Source organism: Ruegeria lacuscaerulensis, from assembly GCF_013031245.1.
GTDB lineage: Bacteria > Pseudomonadota > Alphaproteobacteria > Rhodobacterales > Rhodobacteraceae > Ruegeria > Ruegeria lacuscaerulensis_C.
Genome location: NZ_WPZL01000032.1, coordinates 1 through 20,077 on the forward strand (window position 1 = coordinate 1; position 20,077 = coordinate 20,077).

A 20,077-nucleotide genomic window follows, 5' to 3' on the forward strand; every position below is an offset into this window, starting at 1 on the left:
CGTCCGGCCGTCTCTCCGACCCGTCAGCACCACCTCAGCAGCGCCGGTGAAGGGGTATTTACGGATTAGGTCCGGGACCTGCAACCCCCATTTTGAAAAAACTTCGCATTTCTCGGCGAAAACTCACCGATCTTAATAAAAACAATATGTTAGATTAATAATTGGCTCATTTTTCCCGTTTCACCAACCACTAAAGAACCGTTTCCAGTTCCCGAAATATGGCCGATGAGCGGAATCGTATTGTCCACGCGAATTTCACCGAAGACTCACGCAAAGAAAACACCGCCAGAGATTCCTCTGGCGGCGCAATTCACTGCGGTACCAGCGACATTACTTCAGATCGAAGCGGTCCGCGTTCATCACCTTGTTCCAGGCAGATACGAAGTCGCATACGAATTTGCCGCCCGCTTCAGCCTGGGCATAGACCTCGGCCAGCGCCCGCAGTTGCGAATTCGAACCAAAGACCAGATCGACACGTGTACCGGTCCATTTGACCTGACCGCTGGAGCGATCACGACCTTCATAGACCCCGGCCTCTCCGGACGGTTTCCACTCGGTGCTCATGTCCAGCAGGTTGGTGAAGAAGTCGGTGCTGAGCGTACCAGCGCGGTCCGTGAACACTCCGTGCTGCGTCCCGCCGAAGTTGGCGCCCATAACACGCAGACCGCCAACAAGCGCCGTCATCTCAGGTGCCGACAGAGACAGCAGTTGCGCCTTATCCACCAGCAGCTCTTCAGGTGAGACGCTGTACTCGGTCTTCTGGTAATTGCGGAAGCCGTCAGCAATTGGCTCGAGCACCGCGAAGCTGTCCACATCCGTCTGATCCTGCAACGCATCTGTGCGCCCCGGAGTGAACGGAACTTCGACATCAATACCGGCCGCTTTGGCGGCTTGTTCGACACCGACCGCACCGGCCAGAACGATCACATCCGCCAAGGACACTTTCTTGGTGCCGGACTGGGCGTCGTTGAACGCCTTCTGAACGCCCTCCAGAGCATCCAGCACTTTGGACAGTTTCAGCGGCTCGTTCACATCCCAGTCTTTCTGCGGCGCAAGGCGGATACGGGCACCGTTGGCCCCACCGCGCTTGTCCGAGCCGCGGAAGGTTGACGCCGAGGCCCATGCGGTCGAGACCAGTTCGGATACTGACAGACCGGTTGCGCCGATCCTGGCTTTCAGGTCAGCCACATCGGCATCGTCAACCAGATCGTGATCTAAGGCTGGGACGTTGTCCTGCCAGATCAGCTCCTCAGTTGGCGCCTCGTCACCGATGTAGTTCGAACGCGGGCCCATATCGCGGTGAGTCAGTTTGAACCACGCACGGGCAAAGGCGTCGGCGAACTCTTCAGGATTCTCGTGGAAGCGCTTCGAGATCGGGCCATAGATCGGATCCATGCGCATCGCCATGTCGGCGGTGGTCATCATGGTCTTGACCTTCTTCGCGGGATCGCCAGCTGCCGGGGCCATGTCTTCTTCTTTCACCCCGATCGGTTCCCAGATCCACGCGCCCGAAGGGCTCTTGGTCAGGTTCCAGTCATAGCCGAACAGCAGATCGAAATACCCGTTGTCCCACTTGGTCGGGTTTGCTGTCCACGCACCTTCGATACCGCTGGTGGTGGTGTCATCGCCTTTGCCGCTGCCGAACTTGTTGATCCAGCCCAAACCCATTTCTTCGATCGGAGCGGCCTCGGGTTCCGGGCCAACCAGATCGGGATCACCGGCGCCATGCGCTTTGCCAAAGGTGTGACCACCGGCAACCAGCGCGACGGTTTCCTCGTCATTCATCGCCATCCGGCCAAAGGTGTCACGGATGTCGCGGCCCGAGGCCAGAACGTTGGGCTCTCCGTCCGGGCCTTCGGGGTTCACGTAGATCAAGCCCATCTGAACGGCGGCCAGCGGGTTTTCCAGCTCTCGATCACCCGAGTAACGGCTGTGAGGGTTGTCTGTTGGGGCAAGCCATTCGGTTTCGGTGCCCCAATAAATGTCTTCTTCGGGGGCCCAGATATCTGCTCGGCCACCGGCAAAGCCAAAGGTCTTTCCACCCATGGATTCAATCGCGCAGTTGCCAGCCAGAATCATCAGGTCGCCCCAGGAAATCTGGTTGCCGTATTTCTGCTTGATCGGCCACAGCAGACGGCGCGCCTTGTCGAGGTTGCCGTTATCCGGCCAGCTGTTCAGCGGCGCGAACCGCTGGTTTCCGGTCGAAGCGCCGCCGCGGCCGTCCGCTGTCCGATACGTCCCGGCGCTGTGCCAGGCCATACGAATGAACAGACCGCCGTAATGGCCGTAATCGGCAGGCCACCAGTCCTGCGAATCCGTCATCAGCGCATAGAGGTCTTCCTTTAGCGCCTTCATGTCCAGCTTCTTGAACTCTTCGGCATAATCGAAATCCGCGCCCAGCGGGTTCGAGGCAGGCGAGTTCTGATGCAGAATCGACAGGTTCAGCTGGTTCGGCCACCAGTCCCGGTTCGACCGGGTTCCCGCGCCGTGCATGACAGGGCATCCGCCTGTTTTGGGGTTATCACTTCCGTCCATATCGATCTCCAATCCTGGCTGAATTCCGGCAGGTTCGCGCGGTTAAAAACTCGGTCGGTCAAGAACACATATAAGTGACACTTTTACCCGGTCCACATGCGCGCCGGACGACGCGCATTTCTTGCAGGGGGTATCGGCGACTCTTCTTTCTTGTCACAGTCAGATGTAACAAATTCGATCCATGCAAAAAAGTTTTGTTTAATGATGATTGCGATAGGAATTGATTATAATTCGTTCATCCTGTGGCGCCACCTTGCACGCAAACCGTCAGGGCATTTCGTAACCTTGGGTCACATCCCTTGCACGGTGATTGTATTTTCTCGCCGCTCCGTCACAGTCTGAACTCAGACAGGATGCGTGTTGGCGCCTTGTGACATCTGCGGCCAACACCAGACCCACCATCGCAATCGCATAACCGATCCGAGGAAAAAAGGAACCAGAATGGAGTTTGACTACGTCATTGTCGGAGGCGGCTCCGCAGGATCGGTTTTGGCCAATCGTCTCAGCGAAGATCCGGATACACGGGTTTGCCTGCTGGAGGCCGGAGGCCGCGGCGACAGCATTCTGGTCAGAATGCCCTCGGCTGTCGTTGCCGCCCTTCCGGGGAGGCCCAAAATTAACAACTGGGCTTTTGAAACGGTGCCGCAACCGGAGCTGAACGGACGCCGGGGGTATCAGCCGCGCGGCAAGGCGCTGGGTGGGTCCAGCGCGATCAACGCAATGCTTTATATACGCGGTCAGCGTCAGGATTATGACGGTTGGGCCGATCTGGGCTGCGAAGGCTGGGATTGGGACAGCGTCCTGCCCTATTTCATGCGGTCCGAGAACAATGAGGAGGGCGCCGATGACCTGCATGGCGACAGCGGCCTGCTTCAGGTGTCAAATCAGAAGGAACCGCGTCCGATCACGCACGCCTTTATTGAGGCGGCTGAGCAGATGCAGCACCGCCGGACTACGGATTTCAATCGCGGCGACAATGAAGGGGTTGGCCTCTATCAGGTCACGCAGTTTCACGACCCTGCCAAAAACGGCGAGAGGTGTTCGGCGGCAGCGGCTTATGTCTTTCCGGTTATGGATCGCCCGAACCTGGAGGTCATCACCCATGCCCATGCCACGGAACTGACCTTTGACGGCAAGCGCGCAACCGGCGTTGTCTATAAGAAGAAGGCCAAAGGGCCCGATGTCACGGTAAAAGCCAGGCGTGAAGTGCTGATCTGCGCCGGCACGTTTATGTCACCGCAACTTTTGCAACTGTCCGGGATCGGAGCCGGGGAAGAATTGACCCGCCACGGCATAACCGTGCGCCATGACCTGCCCGGCGTTGGCAAGAACCTGCAGGATCACCTAGATTTCATTCTGTCCTACAAGACCAGAGACACCGACAATTTCGGAATCGGAGCCGTCGCAACCGCCAACCTGCTTGGCCATCTTTGGCGGTGGCGCAAGACCGGCGTATCAATGGCCGCCACGCCTTTTGCCGAAGGAGCTGCTTTTCTGAAAACTACTCCTGCACTGGATCGCCCGGACGTCCAGCTGCACTTTGTCATCTCAGTGGTCGATGACCACGCCCGCAAACTGCATTACGGCCATGGGTTCAGCTGCCATGTTTGCAAACTGCGTCCCGAAAGCCGCGGCACGGTTGGTATGAACAGTGCCGACCCCTTTGCCCCACCCGCCATTGATCCGGCTTTCCTGTCGGACGACCGCGACCTGGAAACGATGATCAAAGGCGCGCGGATGATGCGCGATATTGTTCAGGCTCCGGCGCTGGAAAAATACCGGCACAAAGAGATATTCGGAACCGAAACCGCCGAATCGGATACCGATTGGGAAAGGCACATCCGCGCCCGCGCCGATACGATCTATCACCCGGTGGGAACTTGCAAAATGGGCGTGGATGACATGGCCGTGGTCGATCCCGAATTGCGCGTGCGCGGGATCGACGGACTGCGTGTGGTCGATGCCTCGGTCATGCCGACACTTGTGTCAGGCAATACCAATGCCCCGACCATCATGATTGCGGAAAAAGCCGCCGATCTGATCAAAGCCGCCGCGAATTGATCCTCAGCCTTCTTTCATCAGGGCCTCTAACCCGACGCGGTAGTCCGGATAAAGCAGACGCACGCCGAGTTCTTCCTTGATCCGGTCGTTTTTGACCCGCTTGTTCTCATTATAGAAGCTGCGCGCCATCGGGGTCAGATCGGCCTCATCAAACGGCACTGCGGGCGGCAAAGGCAGACCCTGCAGTTCCGCTGCATAGGCAATCACGTCCTGCGGCGGGACGGGTTCATCATCACATACGTTGTAGATTGCCCCCGGGTTCGGCGCAGCCATCGAGGCCGCGAGGACTTGTGCAATGTCGGCAACATGGATGCGGGAAAAGACCTGTCCGGGCTTTATGATGCGCCGCATGCCTGCGCGTTTTAGCTTGGAGAATGGACCGCGACCGGGGCCATAGATACCAGCCAGTCGGAAAGCATGTGCGGGCAGGTTCGGAATATCCATCCACTGCTGTTCGGCCTGCACCCGCCACCTGCCTCTGTCGGCTGTTGGCGCCGGCGGCGTGGCCTCATCCACCCAGCCGCCCTGATGATCGCCGTAAACTGCTGTCGTCGACAGATACCCGACCCATTCAAATTGTGCCGCCCGCGCGGTGATTTCGTCCTGCAGTACCGCCAGAACCGGATCCCCGTCCGCGTTGGGCGATGTTGAGATCAGCAGATGCGTCACACCATCGAAATCCGGCGTCTGCCCCGGCCAGATCAATGGATCAGCCCCTGAGGCCCGAATTGTCGGTGTCTGAGCGGGGTCACGTGTGGTGCCGCAGATGCGCCAGCCCTGAGGTTTCAGCAGCCGGGACACAGCCTGCGCCGAATACCCGTGACCGAAGGAAAAAAGTGTACCTGTCATGGCTTCCTAGATGATCCGCAATTTCAGCGGATGCAAGTGATTGGACCTGAATACTTGATTCGAATCCCTCAATGCGCCTTTCTTTTAAGCATGAGTGAAAAAACACCTGACCTGCACGCCGCCTATGCGGCTGAATCGCCGGAAGATCACAAACGGCTATACGCTGAATGGGCCGGAGATTATGACGAATCCTTTGCATCACGCGAAGACTATCAGCTGCACATTCACACGGCCCGTGCCTTTGTCAGTGCCGGCGGGCAGGGACCTGTGCTCGATGTCGGCGCGGGCACCGGGCTTTGTGGCGCCGTTCTGGCCGGTCTGGGCGTCGGTCCGATCGACGCCACGGATATCAGCGCCGAGATGCTGGACAAGGCCATGCGTAAGGATATCTACCGCGACGCTATCGAGGCCGACCTGAATCAGGGCATCCCGGTGCCGCGCGACAGCTATTCGGGCATTGTTTCCTCGGGCACATTCACCCATGGCCACCTCGGCCCTGACGCGTTGACGGCCTTACTGCGTGTGGCACGTCCCGGTGCGCAGTTCGCCCTGTCGATCAACGCCCAGCATTATGAGAAGCTGGGCTTTGCCGAAGCCCTGCACAAGCTGGCGCATGGACAGATACAGAATCTGACGCTTCCCGAGGTACGAATCTATGGCGATCTCGCAGCCGGACCCAACAAGGACGACACCGCGCTGATTGCATTATTTGAGCGGACCTGACCCCATTTGGAAGCCATGCTGACACAAGGGGCTTTGCGGCGCTCCCTCAACCCAAGGCGTTGCGGTGCTTTATGTGTACATCTGCTTCTTGAACGCACGGGTCCGGGTTGTCGCTTCGGCTGATCCGTCGTGATAGGTGCCGAACCACATGTCGAACGGGATTTCCGAGGTGCCATAGTTGCACTCGAAATACCTGTGGTGCAGCTGGTGAAAGAAATCTCCGGCGCGGGCGGCTTCTGTGTCACCAGCCTTGAGCTTTTCAAACCCGGAATGAGACAGAACCGGGCTGATCTGCTGGAAATAGGCGTGAAACAGGAGGTGCAGCGGGTGCGAGGGCACGATCAGGTGAACGAAGTAGGTTGAAAAGTACAACAGGTTTTCAAACCAGTGGTTCGAAATTCCGGACCACGGCCCTGTGTTGACGTTGCGGTGATGCACAGCGTGGACATGTTTATAGAGCTTCGGATGATGTTCCAGTCGATGCACCCAATAAAAGTGCAGGCCCGACCACATGGGGATGAAGGCAATCCAGATCACGCACCAGACTGGCGCGCTGGCCCAAGTCACAGTGGGCACATAACTGTTGGCCATCGCCCAGTAAATCACCCACTGATAGACAGTCGCCACGGTGATCGCGCTGCCCAATGTCCACCAGATATTGTCCCAGACCTGATTGCGAAAGGTGAAGGTGCCGTTGTTGCGGGTCAGGTCCCGGCGGTCGAATTTCTTGTACATGCCCTGCCCTTTGCGCATGTACAGCCACCAGTGGAGACATCCTGCGATCAGGATCTGAGGCACCATGTTCAACAGCCAGATGCGGAACATCCAGCCGGGCGCAAAACTCCGCATTGCCTCAAGGGACGGAAAGAAGAACACATAGGCCACCAGGGCCAACGCCAGGCAAAGCGTGAGGGACGTGATCTGCAACCATGCACCGCTGTACCACTTCCACACGGCAGAGGGTCGCGGCGGCCAGCTGAACATCGGGTTCAGAGCCACTGGCCCTTCGGGGCGATAATTCCAGCGGACAGATTCGGGGTCCAGAGCGGCGTCCGTCATGGCAGATTCCCTGTTGCAAAGGTCAGGTCGCGTAGTCGGAACCCTCGGTGTCCAACACAGCCTTGATCTCGCGCAGATGCGCTTCGGCCTGACCAGGATAGTCGTCCAGCTCTTGCGCGGTTTTCTCAGCAATTTCATCAGACAGCACACGCAAAGGTTGGCCCGTCTGAAGCGCGCGAATGTAAGTTTCGGCCGCGCGTTCGAAGTAATAGAGTCTGTTGAAGGCATCTGCCGGGCCGCTGCCGATGACCAACACGCCATGGTTGCCCATGATCATGACCTTCTTTTTCGGATCCGACAGCATCGAGGCACAGCGTTCCCCTTCACCTTCAAAGGCAAGGCCGCCAAACTCCTGATCCACGACGTAACGATTGTAGAACGTGGCCGTATTCTGGTCGATCGGCGGTAATCTGCTGTCCGCCAGCGAGGCCAGAACAGTCGCAAAAATCGAATGCACGTGCATCACGCACCGCGCGTGTGTGCAATGGCGGTGGATCGAACCGTGCAGACCCCAAGCGGTTGGGTCAGGCGCACCTGGCTGATCCATAACATCCGGGTCATTGGCATCCAGCAGCAGCAGATTCGAGGCCTTGATCCGCGCGAAATGCATCTGGTTCGGGTTCATCAGGAACTGTGTGCCTTCCTCATTCACCGCAAAGCTGAAATGGTTGGCCACGCCCTCATGCATGTTCAGCCGCTCGGTCCAGCGGAAGGCGGCGGCCAGATCAACGCGTTCAGGCCAGTGGTCAATGTTGGGGCGCAGGTTCGTAACACTCATTTCCGGGCTCCTGTACGGATAGCGTGGGCTTTGGAAAATCGTGCCTTTGACGGGGACGTTTGACCAACGAAAAAAAAACATCTATTCCATTAGTTGAACTAATGGCAGAGTTATGCAAATGCGAAAATCGCTCCCTCCGCTGGGCTGGCTGCGCACTTTTGAAGCCGCGGCGCGGCATCTTTCCTTCACCGGGGCGGCCCGTGATCTGAACATGACACAAAGCGCGGTCAGCCAGCAGATCAAGTCACTGGAGGGCTTTCTGGGGCAGCCGCTGTTCCTGCGCCGCCCCCGGGCTCTGGAACTGACCGAGGCTGGCATCACCTATCTGCCGGTTGTGCGTGAGGCGTTTCGCACACTGGTCCGTGGCACGCAGGCAGTCACAGGCGATCAGCAGAATTCGGTTCAGGTGCAAAGCAACATCTCTTTTGCGGTCAACTGGCTGGCCCCGCGCCTGCCGGCCTTCCGGGCGGCGCATCCAGACGTACATCTGAATATTTATACCGAACTCTGGGAGCCGCGGGAAATGGCGGAAGGCGCGGCGGTGGAAGTCCGCTTTTCGCTGCGGCCTTCTGATACGGTGCGTGCCGAGCTGCTGCGGACAGATCATTATTATCCGGTTTGCGCGCCGGGTTATGAGGTGACACTGGACACGCTGCAACAACACCCCTTGTTCGACTGTTCGAACCTGTTGTCGAATTGGGAAATCTGGACAGAAGAACAGGGTCTAAATTGGGAAAATCCGCCGATTACTTATTCAACCACCTATCTGGTCAGCCTGTCCGCGACGATGGCCGGAGCAGGCCTTTGCCTGGCCCATGACGCCATCGTGCGTGATCTGATCGAACAGGGGCGTCTGGTCGCCCCCTTTGCCCATCGCGCGGTGATGCCCGAAGCCTATTACCTGTTACTTTCGCCTCAGGCCGAAGAAACGCCGGGGGCTTTGGCATTTGCCGATTGGATTCGCCGCGAGATGGACGCCGACGGGATGGCGTGATCCCAGGCGCTCCCGCCCATCGTCGATGCCCCCTTGGGGCGCCTCCGCTGGTTGGGCCGGGCAGCGCCGACGCGCTGCGTGACCGTTTCATGATAGCTGCTCGGTAGGGGTTGAACCTTTTCCAGCATTCGGGAAAGTTGAACCATGGAATACACACCTTTCCCCAGCTGGCCCGATGTCGCCCCTCGATTGATTGCAGTTGCCGCAGGACGCGAAGCCGCGGACACGGTTATTCGCGGCGGTATCTGGGTGAATGTACACAGCCGAGAATCTCTGCCCGATCACGATATCGCCATTGCCGCAGGGCGCGTGGCCTTTGTCGGCCCGGATGCGGCGCATTGCATTGGGCCCGACACGCAGATCATTGAGGCGCGCGGCCGCTACATGCTGCCCGGCCTGTGCGACGCGCATATGCATATCGAATCAGGCATGCTGACGCCGGCCGAATTTGCCCGCGCAGTGATTCCGCATGGCACAACCTCGATGTTCACCGACCCGCATGAGATTGCCAACGTTCTGGGGCTAGACGGCGTGCGCATGATGCATGACGAGGCGCTGATGCAGCCGGTGAACATTTTCACCCAGATGCCATCCTGCGCACCATCGGCACCGGGTTTGGAGACCACCGGCTATGAGATCTCTCCCGAGGATGTGGCCCAGGCGATCACCTGGCCCGGGATCATCGGGCTGGGAGAGATGATGAACTTTCCCGGTGTGATTCATGGCGACCCCAAAATGTTGGCCGAGATTGCGGCAACTCAGCGAGCCGGAAAAACGGTGGGCGGGCACTACGCTTCGCCTGATTTAGGGCCTGATTTTGCTGCCTATGTCGCGGGCGGGCCCGCAGATGATCACGAAGGCACCTGCGAAGCCGACGCGATCGCCCGCGTACGCCAGGGGATGCGATCCATGATGCGGCTGGGCTCTGCCTGGTATGACGTGGAAAGCCAGATCACCGCTGTGACCGAGAAAGGGCTGGATCCCCGCAACTTCATCCTGTGTACGGATGATTGCCATTCCGGCACCTTGGTAAATGACGGGCACATGAACCGCGTGGTGCGACATGCGATTGCCTGCGGCTGCGATCCGCTGGTCGCTTTGCAAATGGCTACGATCAACACCGCAACCCATTTCGGGCTGGAGCGTGAGATCGGCTCGATCACACCGGGACGGAGGGCAGATGTCATTCTCAGCTCGGACCTGAGCCAATTGCCAATAGAAATGGTTATCGCGCGTGGTCAGATCGTGGCGGAGAACGGCCGTATTTCGGCCGATTGCCCACATCTGAACTGGCCTGATACCGCGCGCAACACCGTGCATCTGGGTCATGCGTTGACCGGTACTGATTTCGAAATCAAAGCCCCTGCTGGCGCCAACCGCGTGAGAGCCAATGTGATCGGCGTTGTGGAAAACCAGGCCCCTACCAGGGCGCTGAAAGCCGAACTGCCCATTATCGGCGGGTTGGTCGAAAGCGAAGGCAAGGTCTGCCAGATCGCTCTGGTCGAACGGCACCGTGCGACCGGAGGGGTAACAAACGCCTTTGTTTCCGGCTTCGGCTATCAGGGAAAGATGGCCATGGCCTCGACCGTGGCGCATGACAGCCACCACATGATCGTGGTGGGCACCGACCGCGAACAGATGGCACTGGCTGCGAACCGGCTGGCCGAGGTGGGCGGCGGCATCACCATTTTCCGCGATGGTAAAGAACTGGCGTTGGTGGAACTGCCCATTGCGGGGCTGATGTCGGACAGCCCCGCTGCCGACGTCGCCGCAAAGGCGGAAAAGATGGTCGAGGCGATGCAGGCCTGCGGCTGTCAGCTGAATAACGCGTATATGCAACATTCCCTGCTTGCCCTCGTCGTGATCCCGGAATTGCGGATCTCCGATCTTGGGCTGGTAGACGTACGCACATTTGAAAAGATCGATCTTCTGGAACCTCTTGCATGACAATAATAAAGACACCCGACGTCCCGAATCCCGAGAAATTCACCGACCCCGCAGCCGCAGTTGCACGGCTGGAAGAACTGTACGAAAAAGCAACGAATTTTCTCTGCGAAAGCTTTGCCAAAGCGATGAAGCAAGGTGCTCCGGCAGAGCGGTTCAGAGCCTATTACCCGGAAATTCGCATCAAAACGTCTTCTTATGCGCATGTCGACAGCCGGCTGAGTTTTGGCCACGTTTCCGAACCCGGCACCCACGCGACGACGGTGACACGCCCCGATTTGTTTCGGTCCTATCTGACGCAACAGATCGCCTTGCTGATCAAAAACCATGATCAGCCAGTGACGATCCGTGCATCCGATACACCGATCCCCGTTCATTTTGCCGTCGCCAACAACCCCGATCTGGTTGTCCCGCACCAAGGGGCTGCGGGGTTCACCTTGCGTGACGTGTTCGACGTGCCAGACCTGACCACAACCAACGACGACATCGTCAACGGCGTCCACGATCACGAGGACGAATACGGCCCCTTGTCGCTTTTCACGGCGCAGCGGGTCGATTACTCGTTGGCCCGTCTGGCGCATTACACCGCAACCGATCCCGACCATTTCCAAAACCACGTCCTGTTCACCAACTACCAGTTCTACGTGTCCGAGTTCGAAAACTACGCGCGCGAACAACTGGCCGATCCGGACAGCGGCTATACCAGCTTTGTTTCAACCGGGAACGCCGAAATCACGGACCCCAAAGCGACGATTGTACAGCCACTGAAGCTGCCTCAGATGCCGACCTACCACCTGAAGCGGGCGGACGGGTCCGGCATAACGCTGGTCAATATCGGTGTAGGGCCGTCCAACGCAAAAACGGCCACCGACCATATCGCCGTTCTGCGGCCTCATGCCTGGCTGATGGTTGGCCACTGTGCCGGATTGCGCAACACTCAGGCGCTGGGAGATTTCGTACTGGCCCATGCCTATCTGCGCGAAGACAAAGTTCTGGACGCTGACCTGCCGGTCTGGGTGCCGATCCCGCCGCTGGCGGAAATTCAGGTCGCGCTGGAACGGGCTGTGGCCGAGGTCACCGAGTTGGAGGGGTATGAGCTTAAGCGCGTCATGCGCACCGGCACTGTCGCCTCGGTCGACAACCGCAACTGGGAGCTGCGCGATCAGTCCGGCCCGGTGCAACGCCTCAGCCAGTCGCGCGCAATCGCGCTGGATATGGAAAGCGCCACCATTGCCGCCAATGGATACCGGTTCCGCGTGCCTTACGGCACTTTGTTATGCGTTTCCGATAAGCCGCTGCACGGGGAATTAAAGCTTCCCGGCATGGCTTCGGACTTCTATACAGCTCAGGTCAGCCGTCATCTGGCCATAGGGATCCGGGCCATGGAACACCTCCGCGGCATGCCGTTAGAGCGGTTGCACAGCCGGAAATTGCGTTCTTTTGACGAAACGGCCTTCCTCTGAAGCAAAAAAGCAACGAAATCCCCCTATTTTTAGGGTTTTCAACGCTACTATTCGTTGTGTTCGTCCACAATATCCCGTTACAGTTACGCGGTGAGGCCCAATCTATCGGGCACGTTAAGGAGACCAAGAAATGGCAAAGCCTATGACAAAGACTCAGCTGGTTGCTGCTCTCGCTGAGGAAATGGGAACTGACAAGAAGGCTGCAAACGCTGCGCTGGAGGCCATGACCGGCCTGATCACCCGCGAAGTGTCGGCCGGTGGCGCAGTAACCCTGCCCGGCGTTGGCAAAATCTACTGCCGCGAACGCCCCGAGCGCATGGTGCGTAACCCTGCCACAGGCGAGCAGTTCAAGAAAGAAGCCGACAAGGTGGTCAAGATGACCATCGCGAAGGCGCTGAAGGACAGCGTGAACGGCTGATTTCAGCTTTTACGGACAACGATTGAGGGCCGCCTTTCGGGGGCCCTTTTTCTTTGACGCTAATGCGCGTCAATGAACCAGGTTTGGAGCAACGCCTGCCAAACAGTGCCGCCGATTTTTGGCATGATCAGCGAAATTAATTCGCACCTGCGTTTGATGTATCAATTTCGAAGTGCTTACTTGGGACCCGTTTCGAGAAATCTTCATTTATCTGGCGCAGTACCCGCCTTTGGCCACCATAGGGAACCATGTTTTCGGCATCTTCAAATCGCACCCAGCGATAGGCGCTGTGCTCAAAGTTCAAAGTAACCTCGGCGCTTTCCTTGACGAATGCTACAAACACCGGCGCAACGTTAATGACATTCTGGGTTACCCCATAATATGTTTCACAAATATCGGTGGAGTATAACTTGTCAGCTTCAAGACCGGTTTCCTCTTTTAGCTCACGAAGCGCCGTTTCCCACGCTTTTTCGTTACCCTCAATCCGACCGGATATCTGGGAACATTCTCCTGCCAATGTTTGGGTTCGCTTCAAAAGCAGCACGTCATGCCCTTCCTCAGAAACCCGCAATGCGAAGAGAAATACTAGAGAAGACCGTACTGGAATTTCCGCCACATTCATTTTCCCAAGTTGAGAGACCCCCAAAAACGGTGCTTAGCTTTTACCTGAGCAAACCTCAACATCAGTTCCGCCCTTCTAGATTTATCACTATGTCCGCAAAAATACGGGCACCGGAGCGGTGCCCGAATCAATTTTCACAACTCATGCAGGTCAGTGAACCGTCTCGACCTTATGAAAATCCAGATCACGGTCTTCCGGCATCGCGTCGATGCTCAGCACCTCTTTGCGCTTGGCGATCAGGATATAGACCACGCAGGCCAGATACAGGCCGACGACCACCGCTCCGATCCACTGGATCTGCAACCACTGGCTCTGGAACAACAGGGTAAGCACGAACAGCAGCACGACATTGCCCGCCACGTAGATCGCCTTGCCATAGCGCTCAACCGTCAGGTTCAGGTTGTCTGTATAGAGCCTAATCAGCGAGTCCAGCGAGTTGATCACAAAGGTTACGCCCACGATCACCATAGCGATATTGGTAATGCCCGCTGTGCTGATGCCGTTCAGGTGGTAGTAGTAGAGAACGGTGAACCAGATCCCCAGCGGGATCGACGGGAAGATCAGCAGTGCCGCCAGCAATTGCCAGGTCTTCAACCCACCCACAAAGCGCGAAGTGAACTGGCCAATCATGATCGACCACGCGAACCACCAGAACAGGTAGAAAGCGTGATAGTCGGTCAGCGGCAGCACGAACTTGTGCAGGTTTGCGAAATATGCGCCGATATTGCTGCCGGTATCCACGAACCCGGCCAGGCCCATACCTGCTGCGGCCCACATGCCCAGGATCAGCGCCAGGAACAGGAAGGTCGATCCAACCGACAGAATACGCACGTATTTCAGATCGGTCGACGAATAAGCTGCCGCCAGAATGACCACAAATACGATGATGTAGAAGGTGGTGACCACGGATTCTCCGTCTCCGACCTCGGGCAGGTAACCCGGCAGGTAGATCAGGAACAGGCTGGCGGTGAAGGCACAGGTGCCGATGATGACCACGTTGTTGATCAGCTTGACCAACGGGATCTCAAAGAACTTCACGCGTGGTTCGATGACGCAGAAGTAGAACGCGGTCAGGAAATAGAATGCCCAGATCAGAAAGCCCCAGAACCCGAACTCGATTGCCAGCGGGTTGGCAAACGCGTAGGCCGGGTCTTCGGCATAACCGCCGAACTCGGTCAACGGGAACATGATCAGACCCACGTCCAGCCCGGATGTGAACAGGATCGCGATGAAGGTGAACAGATGGACGGGCGTTACGCCAACGCAACGCAGATTCCACCATTTCACGACGAAGAATGCGACCAGGCCCAGGGCCAACAGGACGCCAAATGACAGGATGTACTCCAGAAGCACCGACAAACCTCCCTTGATATGTCAGACCCGGCTGCACTTATCTTTAATTGGCTGGTCAATCAATAAAAACATGCAAAATGGATTTCTTGTATGGCGTTTGTGTCTTTTTTGACGCCCGATGCGCCCAGCGCTTGCAGCCTTATTAAAAATCGGGAACAGTCCCGGCGATTTGACAGGGGGCTGCAATGGATCTGCGCGCCATAGCCATGGGGCTGACATTCGCGTTCATCTGGTCGTCGGCCTTCACCTCGGCGCGGATCATCGTGGCGGATGCATCACCTCTGTTTTCACTTGCTCTGCGGTTTTTGATTTCAGGTCTTCTGGGCGTCGCCATTGCGCGCGCAATGGGGCAGAGCTGGACCCTGACCCGATCCCAGTGGCGGGCAACAATTCTGTTCGGGATTTGCCAAAATGCCCTTTATTTGGGTCTGAATTTCTATGCCATGCAAACCGTCGAAGCCTCGGTGGCAGCCATTATCGCATCCACCATGCCGCTGCTGGTGGCTTTGGCAGGGTGGCTTTTTCTGGCGGAGAAGCTGCGCCCGGGCGCGGTCTTGGGCCTGTTTGCGGGATTTGCCGGCGTCGCCCTTATCATGAGCAGCCGGATCAATGCCGGCGTCGACATGTTTGGTGTCGTCTTATGTTGTATCGGCGCACTGGCACTTACCTTCGCAACACTGTCTGTGCGCGGTGCCACCTCCGGCGGTAATTTCATGATGGTGGTCGGACTTCAGATGCTGGTCGGATCGGCCGTTCTGTTTGTCGCCGCGCCACTGTTCGAGACGATTTATATCCACCCTACCATACCTCTGGCGCTGGCCTTTACCTATACCACCCTGTTCCCCGGCCTGCTGGCCACGCTGATCTGGGTCCTGCTTCTGGACCGGATCGGAGCCACTCGTGCGGCGACCTTCCACTTCCTTAACCCGGTCTTCGGCGTCACCATCGCCGCCATTCTGCTAGGTGAAAAGCTGGGGCCGTTGGATGCGGTTGGTGTGGGGATCACCACTCTGGGCATTCTGGCCGTTCAACTTGCCCGGCAACCAGTGGTCAAACCGGGTTGATCGCTGCACGAGCGCGCGAGATCAGTGAAACACCCCTTTGCTTTCACTTCGCAAACCCCATTTATTGGACCAATGCCAACACATCCGGAGGACCCATGACCCGATTCACCAAATCCCCCGAAGCCATCGCTGCCCTGTCGCCCGAAGAGTTCCACGTCACTCAGCGCAGCGGCACCGAACGCCCGGGCACCGGGAAACACCTGAACAACAAGGAACCGGGGATTTATGTGGACATCGTCTCGGGCGAGCCACTGTTCGCCTCGACCCACAAATACGAATCCGGCTGCGGCTGGCCCAGCTTCACCAAGCCGATCATTCATGAACATGTGGAAGAGTTTCACGACGCCACCCATGGTATGATCCGCACCGAAGTCCGTTCAAAACACGGCGACAGTCATCTGGGGCATGTATTCCCGGACGGGCCGCGCGAACATGGCGGGCTGCGCTATTGCATCAACTCAGCCGCGCTGCGGTTCATCCATCGCGACGATATGGAAGCCGAGGGCTATGGCGAATACCTGATCCATGTGGAGGAAGTTCAATGACCGAACAACGCGCTGTTCTTGCCGGTGGCTGCTTCTGGGGCATGCAGGACCTGATCCGAAAGCTGCCGGGCGTCAACCGCACCCGTGTTGGCTATACCGGCGGTGACGTGCCCAACGCCACCTATCGCAACCATGGAACCCATGCCGAAGGGATCGAAATCTGGTTCGACCCTTCGACCATCGCCTATCGCGACCTGCTGGAGTTTTTCTTTCAGATCCACGACCCGACCACGGTCAACCGGCAGGGCAACGATATGGGTATGAGCTATCGCTCGGCCATCTACTACGTGGATGAAGACCAGAAACAAATGGCTCTGGACACGATTGCCGATGTGAACGCCAGCGGTCTCTGGCCCGGCAAGGTCGTGACCGAGGTCGAACCTGTTGGCGATTTCTGGGAGGCCGAACCGGAGCATCAGGATTATCTTGAGCGTATTCCAAACGGCTATACCTGCCACTTCCCGCGCCAGGGCTGGGTTCTTCCCAAGCGTGACGCGGCTGAGTGAACGGAGCGGCCCTCTTGAAAAAGGGGGCTAGCCCGACGCCACCCTTGGCCGACCGCTGGCCTCAACCGTGACCATCGCCTCAACAAACACCTCCTGCGCCTCAACGCGGGCGGTGCGGATATCACGGTCAACAATGACTCTGATATCCTCGGCCCCGGCGTCCCGCACGGCACCCTCGGCCTGATCCCGCAGCACGGCTTCCAGCAGGGCCAGCGCTTTGTCGGATTCGCTGAAATCCTGCGGACCGCCTTCCAGATGCACCCTGTAGCGACCTTCCGCCGGCGACGTCACTGTTCCAGATCTGCGCAGGGTCAGACGCCCAACCACTGCGCCAATCGCATTTGCCACACCTGTGTGTTCCGGCAGGATCATGCGGCAATGCAACCGTTCACCCACCGCCGGATAATAGCTGGGGGCAGAAGCACCCAGCCCAACTACATCCACATTCAAAGCGGTATCCAGCGCCAGCAGACCGCGATGCCGTGACAAGCCCTTTTGCGTCAGGACATTACGGGCAAGATCAGCCGATGGAACACCGAAGTCATAGGCTTCTTCCGCAAAAGCAGTCTCTAACAATGTCAAAGCGGTCTGTTCGGTCAGCTGATCCACGATCATTTGCGCCAAAACCTCTGGCGATCCGGCCAGCATATCACCGGTCCCAACACGCTTACGCGCGACCAGTTCCAGCGCCTTGCGTGCGGCCTCTGCGTCCCAGGTATCCAACCGCCCCAGAACATGGCTGGCGTCGGACGGTGTCACCCCCGAGACCTGAACGATACCGCGATCCACCAGGCGAGTCAGGGCGCCGCTTTCCATCCGGGTGCGCAGCATTTCACTGAGCGGCAGGACCCGGTCACCTAGCCGCGCAAGCAAGTCTTCTTCCCGTCCGCCCAGGCCTTCGGCATGAATACCGGGTACACGGCGGGCGAATCGCGTGTCGTGTTCCCCCACGGTCGTTGAGCGCAACTGCTTTTCCAGAACGTCATGCACGACCTCGGGGGCTTCCGAGGCGATCAGAGAGACCGGCAAAACTCGCCTCGGGCCCAGAAACACGCCGCCGCCCAAACCTTCGGTGATCACATGCACCTGACTGTCGCCGCCCAAACCGTGGGTGCGCATCGCCACAGCCTCAACCATGGTTCGGAAGCCCCCGACCCGCGCCCCCGCCGGGTCAATCGCAGGCTTGCCGTCCCGGATCAGCGCCACATCGGTGGTCGTGCCGCCGATATCCGACACCAGAGCGTTCTCAGCCTCCGTCAACCAGCTTGCCCCTACGATTGAGGCCGCCGGACCGCTGAGAATTGTCTCAATCGGCCGCTCGCGCGCCTGCTCGGCGCTCATCAGCGCGCCATCGCCGCGCACAACCATCATCGGTGCGGTGATGCCCAGTTCCAGCAACCGGTCCTGCGCGCGCCCGATCAGACGGTCGATCATACCGATCAGCCGCGCGTTCAGAACGGCCGTCACTGCGCGCTTCGGACCGTTGAGCTTGGCGGACAACTGGTGCGAACACGTCACGGGCGCCCCGGTTTTTTCCGTGATGATCCGCGCTGCTTCCAATTCATGCGCCGGATTTCGGGTCGCAAACTGGGCGGCCACCGCAAAGCCAGAAATTCCTTTATGAGAGTCTAAAAAGGCCTCAAGCGCTGTAACATCAAGTGGCACAGCTTCGCCTCCCGAATGGCTGTGGCCACCCGCAATGACCAGGGCCGGGTCGCCATTCAGCGCATCCTTCAACCCATGCTTATCCAGATCGCTGTCCTTGAACCCGATATAAATCAGCGCAACGCGCCCACCCTGCCCCTCGACAAGAGCGTTGGTGGCCAGTGTGGTTGACAGCGACGCCATCGAGATCTGATCCGGCGAAACCTGCGCCTGATCCAGAACGGCGGAAATCGCCTTGCCTACCCCAACGGCCAGATCGGCCCGTGTGGTCAGGGACTTGGCCGAGGCGATCACCTCGTTCTCATTCCGGATCAATACCGCATCGGTATAGGTTCCGCCCGTATCCACCCCCAAAGCCAGCACCATCGGGATCTCCTTCCTGTTCGCTGCAGATGGGTGTAGCGGTTTGGACCGACACGTCCAGCCTGTTTGCGGCACTTATGACAAACGTTTCACCGCCCAGCGCGCCGCATCGGCCACGGTTGGATCAGGGTCCTCCGTCAAACCTTGCGCGACGGGGCGCAAATTGGCTGAACCCGAGTTACCAATGGCGTAGAGCACATTGCGCACAAACCGGTCCCGCCCGATCCGTTTGATGGGTGAGCCGGAGAACTTTGCCCGGAAAGCCGCATCATCCAGCACGGCCAGTTCTGCCAAAGGCGGCGCTTTCAGGTCTTCCCGCGCGGCATAGCGGACATCGCTGGCCGCAACAGCGAATTTGTTCCACGGACAGGCCGCCAGACAATCGTCGCACCCGTAAATCCGGTTGCCTAGCTTGCCGCGCAAATCTTCTTCGATCGGACCTTTGTGTTCGATGGTCAGGTAGGAAATACACCGCCGCGCGTCCAACTGGTACGGCGCAGGAAACGCATCCGTCGGGCAGGAATCCAGACAAGCCTGGCAATTGCCGCAATGATCCGTTTCGGCCATGTCCGCGGGCAGGTCCAAAGTCGTAAAAACAGAGCCTAAAAAGGCCCAATTGCCCCAGTCCCGACTGACAAGGTTGGTGTGTTTTCCCTGCCATCCTAATCCCGCGGCATGACCCAACGCTTTTTCCGGAACTGGCGCCGTGTCGACAAACACCTTCACTTCACCTCCGGCTTCGGCAATCAGCCATCGCGCCAAGCGCTTCAGCCGTTTCTTGACCAGATCATGATAATCCTTGTTCCGGGCATAGACGGAAATCGCAGCGTTCTCGGGGTGATCCAAAACCTCGGTTGGATCATGCTCTGGCGTATAGCTCTCGGCCAGCATGATCACCGATTGCGCCTCGGGCCACAGTGCCGCCGGGTCGCCTCGCCAATGCGTTCGCTCTGCCATCCATCCCATCTGGCCGTGGTATCCGGCCTGCAGGAATGCATCCAAACGGGCCGGCACCTCGGGAACATCCCAGGTTCTGCAAATACGGCAGGACACAAACCCTTCGCTCAGCGCCTGCGCAACCAGCCTGTCTTTTAAAACCGATACGCTCGTCATCTGGCTAAAGTACCCCAGGGTG

The 20,077-nt window shown here is 58.3% G+C and carries 17 protein-coding genes; 9 read left to right on the forward strand and 8 right to left on the reverse strand.

The genetic code is table 11. The features are described from left to right. Nucleotides 1–330 precede the first annotated feature (330 nt). Nucleotides 331–2,535: a catalase/peroxidase HPI gene (katG, locus tag GOX66_RS21690; protein WP_170765408.1), complete on the reverse strand. Its 2,205-nt coding sequence runs from the start codon at nucleotides 2,533–2,535 to the stop codon at nucleotides 331–333. A 441-nt stretch (nucleotides 2,536–2,976) separates the two neighbouring features. On the opposite strand from katG, the gene GOX66_RS21695 reads away from it, so the two are divergent. Further along, on the forward strand, nucleotides 2,977–4,596 hold the full coding sequence (locus GOX66_RS21695; protein ID WP_170765409.1) for a GMC family oxidoreductase: 1,620 nt from the start codon (nucleotides 2,977–2,979) through the stop codon (nucleotides 4,594–4,596). A gap of 3 nt (nucleotides 4,597–4,599) precedes the next feature. On the opposite strand, the gene GOX66_RS21700 is transcribed toward GOX66_RS21695, so the two are convergent. After that, nucleotides 4,600–5,445, reverse strand: a complete 846-nt coding sequence (locus tag GOX66_RS21700) for an SDR family oxidoreductase (protein ID WP_170765411.1) — start codon at nucleotides 5,443–5,445, stop codon at nucleotides 4,600–4,602. Nucleotides 5,446–5,535: 90 nt separating this feature from the next. On the opposite strand from GOX66_RS21700, the gene GOX66_RS21705 reads away from it, so the two are divergent. Continuing rightward, nucleotides 5,536–6,168 carry a class I SAM-dependent DNA methyltransferase gene (locus GOX66_RS21705; RefSeq protein WP_170765413.1) on the forward strand — a complete coding sequence of 211 codons (633 nt, stop codon included), beginning with the start codon at nucleotides 5,536–5,538 and terminating at the stop codon, nucleotides 6,166–6,168. 69 nt (nucleotides 6,169–6,237) lie between these two features. Here the strand turns inward: GOX66_RS21705 and GOX66_RS21710 are convergent, their stop codons facing one another. After that, complete coding sequence (locus GOX66_RS21710; protein ID WP_170765414.1) at nucleotides 6,238–7,227, reverse strand: sterol desaturase family protein; 990 nt, start codon at nucleotides 7,225–7,227, stop codon at nucleotides 6,238–6,240. A gap of 22 nt (nucleotides 7,228–7,249) precedes the next feature. Further along, on the reverse strand, nucleotides 7,250–8,005 hold the full coding sequence (locus GOX66_RS21715; protein ID WP_170765415.1) for a class II aldolase and adducin N-terminal domain-containing protein: 756 nt from the start codon (nucleotides 8,003–8,005) through the stop codon (nucleotides 7,250–7,252). A 118-nt stretch (nucleotides 8,006–8,123) separates the two neighbouring features. On the opposite strand from GOX66_RS21715, the gene GOX66_RS21720 reads away from it, so the two are divergent. From GOX66_RS21720 to GOX66_RS21735, 4 genes are all read left to right on the forward strand, one after another. Continuing rightward, nucleotides 8,124–8,999 carry a LysR substrate-binding domain-containing protein gene (locus tag GOX66_RS21720; protein ID WP_170765416.1) on the forward strand — a complete coding sequence of 292 codons (876 nt, stop codon included), beginning with the start codon at nucleotides 8,124–8,126 and terminating at the stop codon, nucleotides 8,997–8,999. A 144-nt stretch (nucleotides 9,000–9,143) separates the two neighbouring features. Then, nucleotides 9,144–10,946 (forward strand): adenine deaminase, encoded by a 1,803-nt coding sequence (gene ade, locus GOX66_RS21725; protein WP_170765418.1) that lies wholly within the window; start codon nucleotides 9,144–9,146, stop codon nucleotides 10,944–10,946. Beyond that, nucleotides 10,943–12,406: an AMP nucleosidase gene (locus tag GOX66_RS21730; RefSeq protein ID WP_170765419.1), complete on the forward strand. Its 1,464-nt coding sequence runs from the start codon at nucleotides 10,943–10,945 to the stop codon at nucleotides 12,404–12,406. Before ade ends, GOX66_RS21730 begins: the two co-directional genes overlap by 4 nt. A gap of 130 nt (nucleotides 12,407–12,536) precedes the next feature. After that, nucleotides 12,537–12,824 (forward strand): HU family DNA-binding protein, encoded by a 288-nt coding sequence (locus GOX66_RS21735; protein ID WP_039533371.1) that lies wholly within the window; start codon nucleotides 12,537–12,539, stop codon nucleotides 12,822–12,824. A 136-nt stretch (nucleotides 12,825–12,960) separates the two neighbouring features. On the opposite strand, the gene GOX66_RS21740 is transcribed toward GOX66_RS21735, so the two are convergent. Both GOX66_RS21740 and GOX66_RS21745 read right to left on the reverse strand, forming a co-directional pair. Beyond that, on the reverse strand, nucleotides 12,961–13,440 hold the full coding sequence (locus tag GOX66_RS21740) for an NUDIX domain-containing protein (RefSeq protein ID WP_170765421.1): 480 nt from the start codon (nucleotides 13,438–13,440) through the stop codon (nucleotides 12,961–12,963). Nucleotides 13,441–13,596: 156 nt separating this feature from the next. Next, nucleotides 13,597–14,793: a BCCT family transporter gene (locus tag GOX66_RS21745; RefSeq protein WP_170765454.1), complete on the reverse strand. Its 1,197-nt coding sequence runs from the start codon at nucleotides 14,791–14,793 to the stop codon at nucleotides 13,597–13,599. Nucleotides 14,794–14,984: 191 nt separating this feature from the next. Between GOX66_RS21745 and GOX66_RS21750 the strand changes: the two genes are divergently transcribed. The 3 genes from GOX66_RS21750 to msrA all read left to right on the forward strand — a co-directional run bounded on the left by GOX66_RS21750 (nucleotide 14,985) and on the right by msrA (nucleotide 16,914). Continuing rightward, on the forward strand, nucleotides 14,985–15,863 hold the full coding sequence (locus GOX66_RS21750; protein ID WP_170765423.1) for a DMT family transporter: 879 nt from the start codon (nucleotides 14,985–14,987) through the stop codon (nucleotides 15,861–15,863). A 95-nt stretch (nucleotides 15,864–15,958) separates the two neighbouring features. Then, nucleotides 15,959–16,408 (forward strand): peptide-methionine (R)-S-oxide reductase MsrB, encoded by a 450-nt coding sequence (gene msrB / locus GOX66_RS21755; RefSeq protein WP_170765426.1) that lies wholly within the window; start codon nucleotides 15,959–15,961, stop codon nucleotides 16,406–16,408. Beyond that, a complete protein-coding gene (gene msrA / locus GOX66_RS21760; RefSeq protein WP_170765428.1) occupies nucleotides 16,405–16,914 on the forward strand; it encodes a peptide-methionine (S)-S-oxide reductase MsrA in 510 nt (169 codons plus the stop codon). The genes msrB and msrA overlap by 4 nt, the downstream gene beginning before the upstream one ends. Nucleotides 16,915–16,941: 27 nt before the next feature. Here msrA and GOX66_RS21765 read toward each other — a convergent pair whose 3' ends face one another. Both GOX66_RS21765 and queG read right to left on the reverse strand, forming a co-directional pair. After that, nucleotides 16,942–18,945 (reverse strand): hydantoinase/oxoprolinase family protein, encoded by a 2,004-nt coding sequence (locus tag GOX66_RS21765; RefSeq protein ID WP_170765430.1) that lies wholly within the window; start codon nucleotides 18,943–18,945, stop codon nucleotides 16,942–16,944. A 72-nt stretch (nucleotides 18,946–19,017) separates the two neighbouring features. After that, nucleotides 19,018–20,055, reverse strand: coding sequence for a tRNA epoxyqueuosine(34) reductase QueG (gene queG / locus GOX66_RS21770; RefSeq protein ID WP_170765432.1), 1,038 nt, complete (start codon nucleotides 20,053–20,055; stop codon nucleotides 19,018–19,020). Nucleotides 20,056–20,077: the final 22 nt, after the last annotated feature.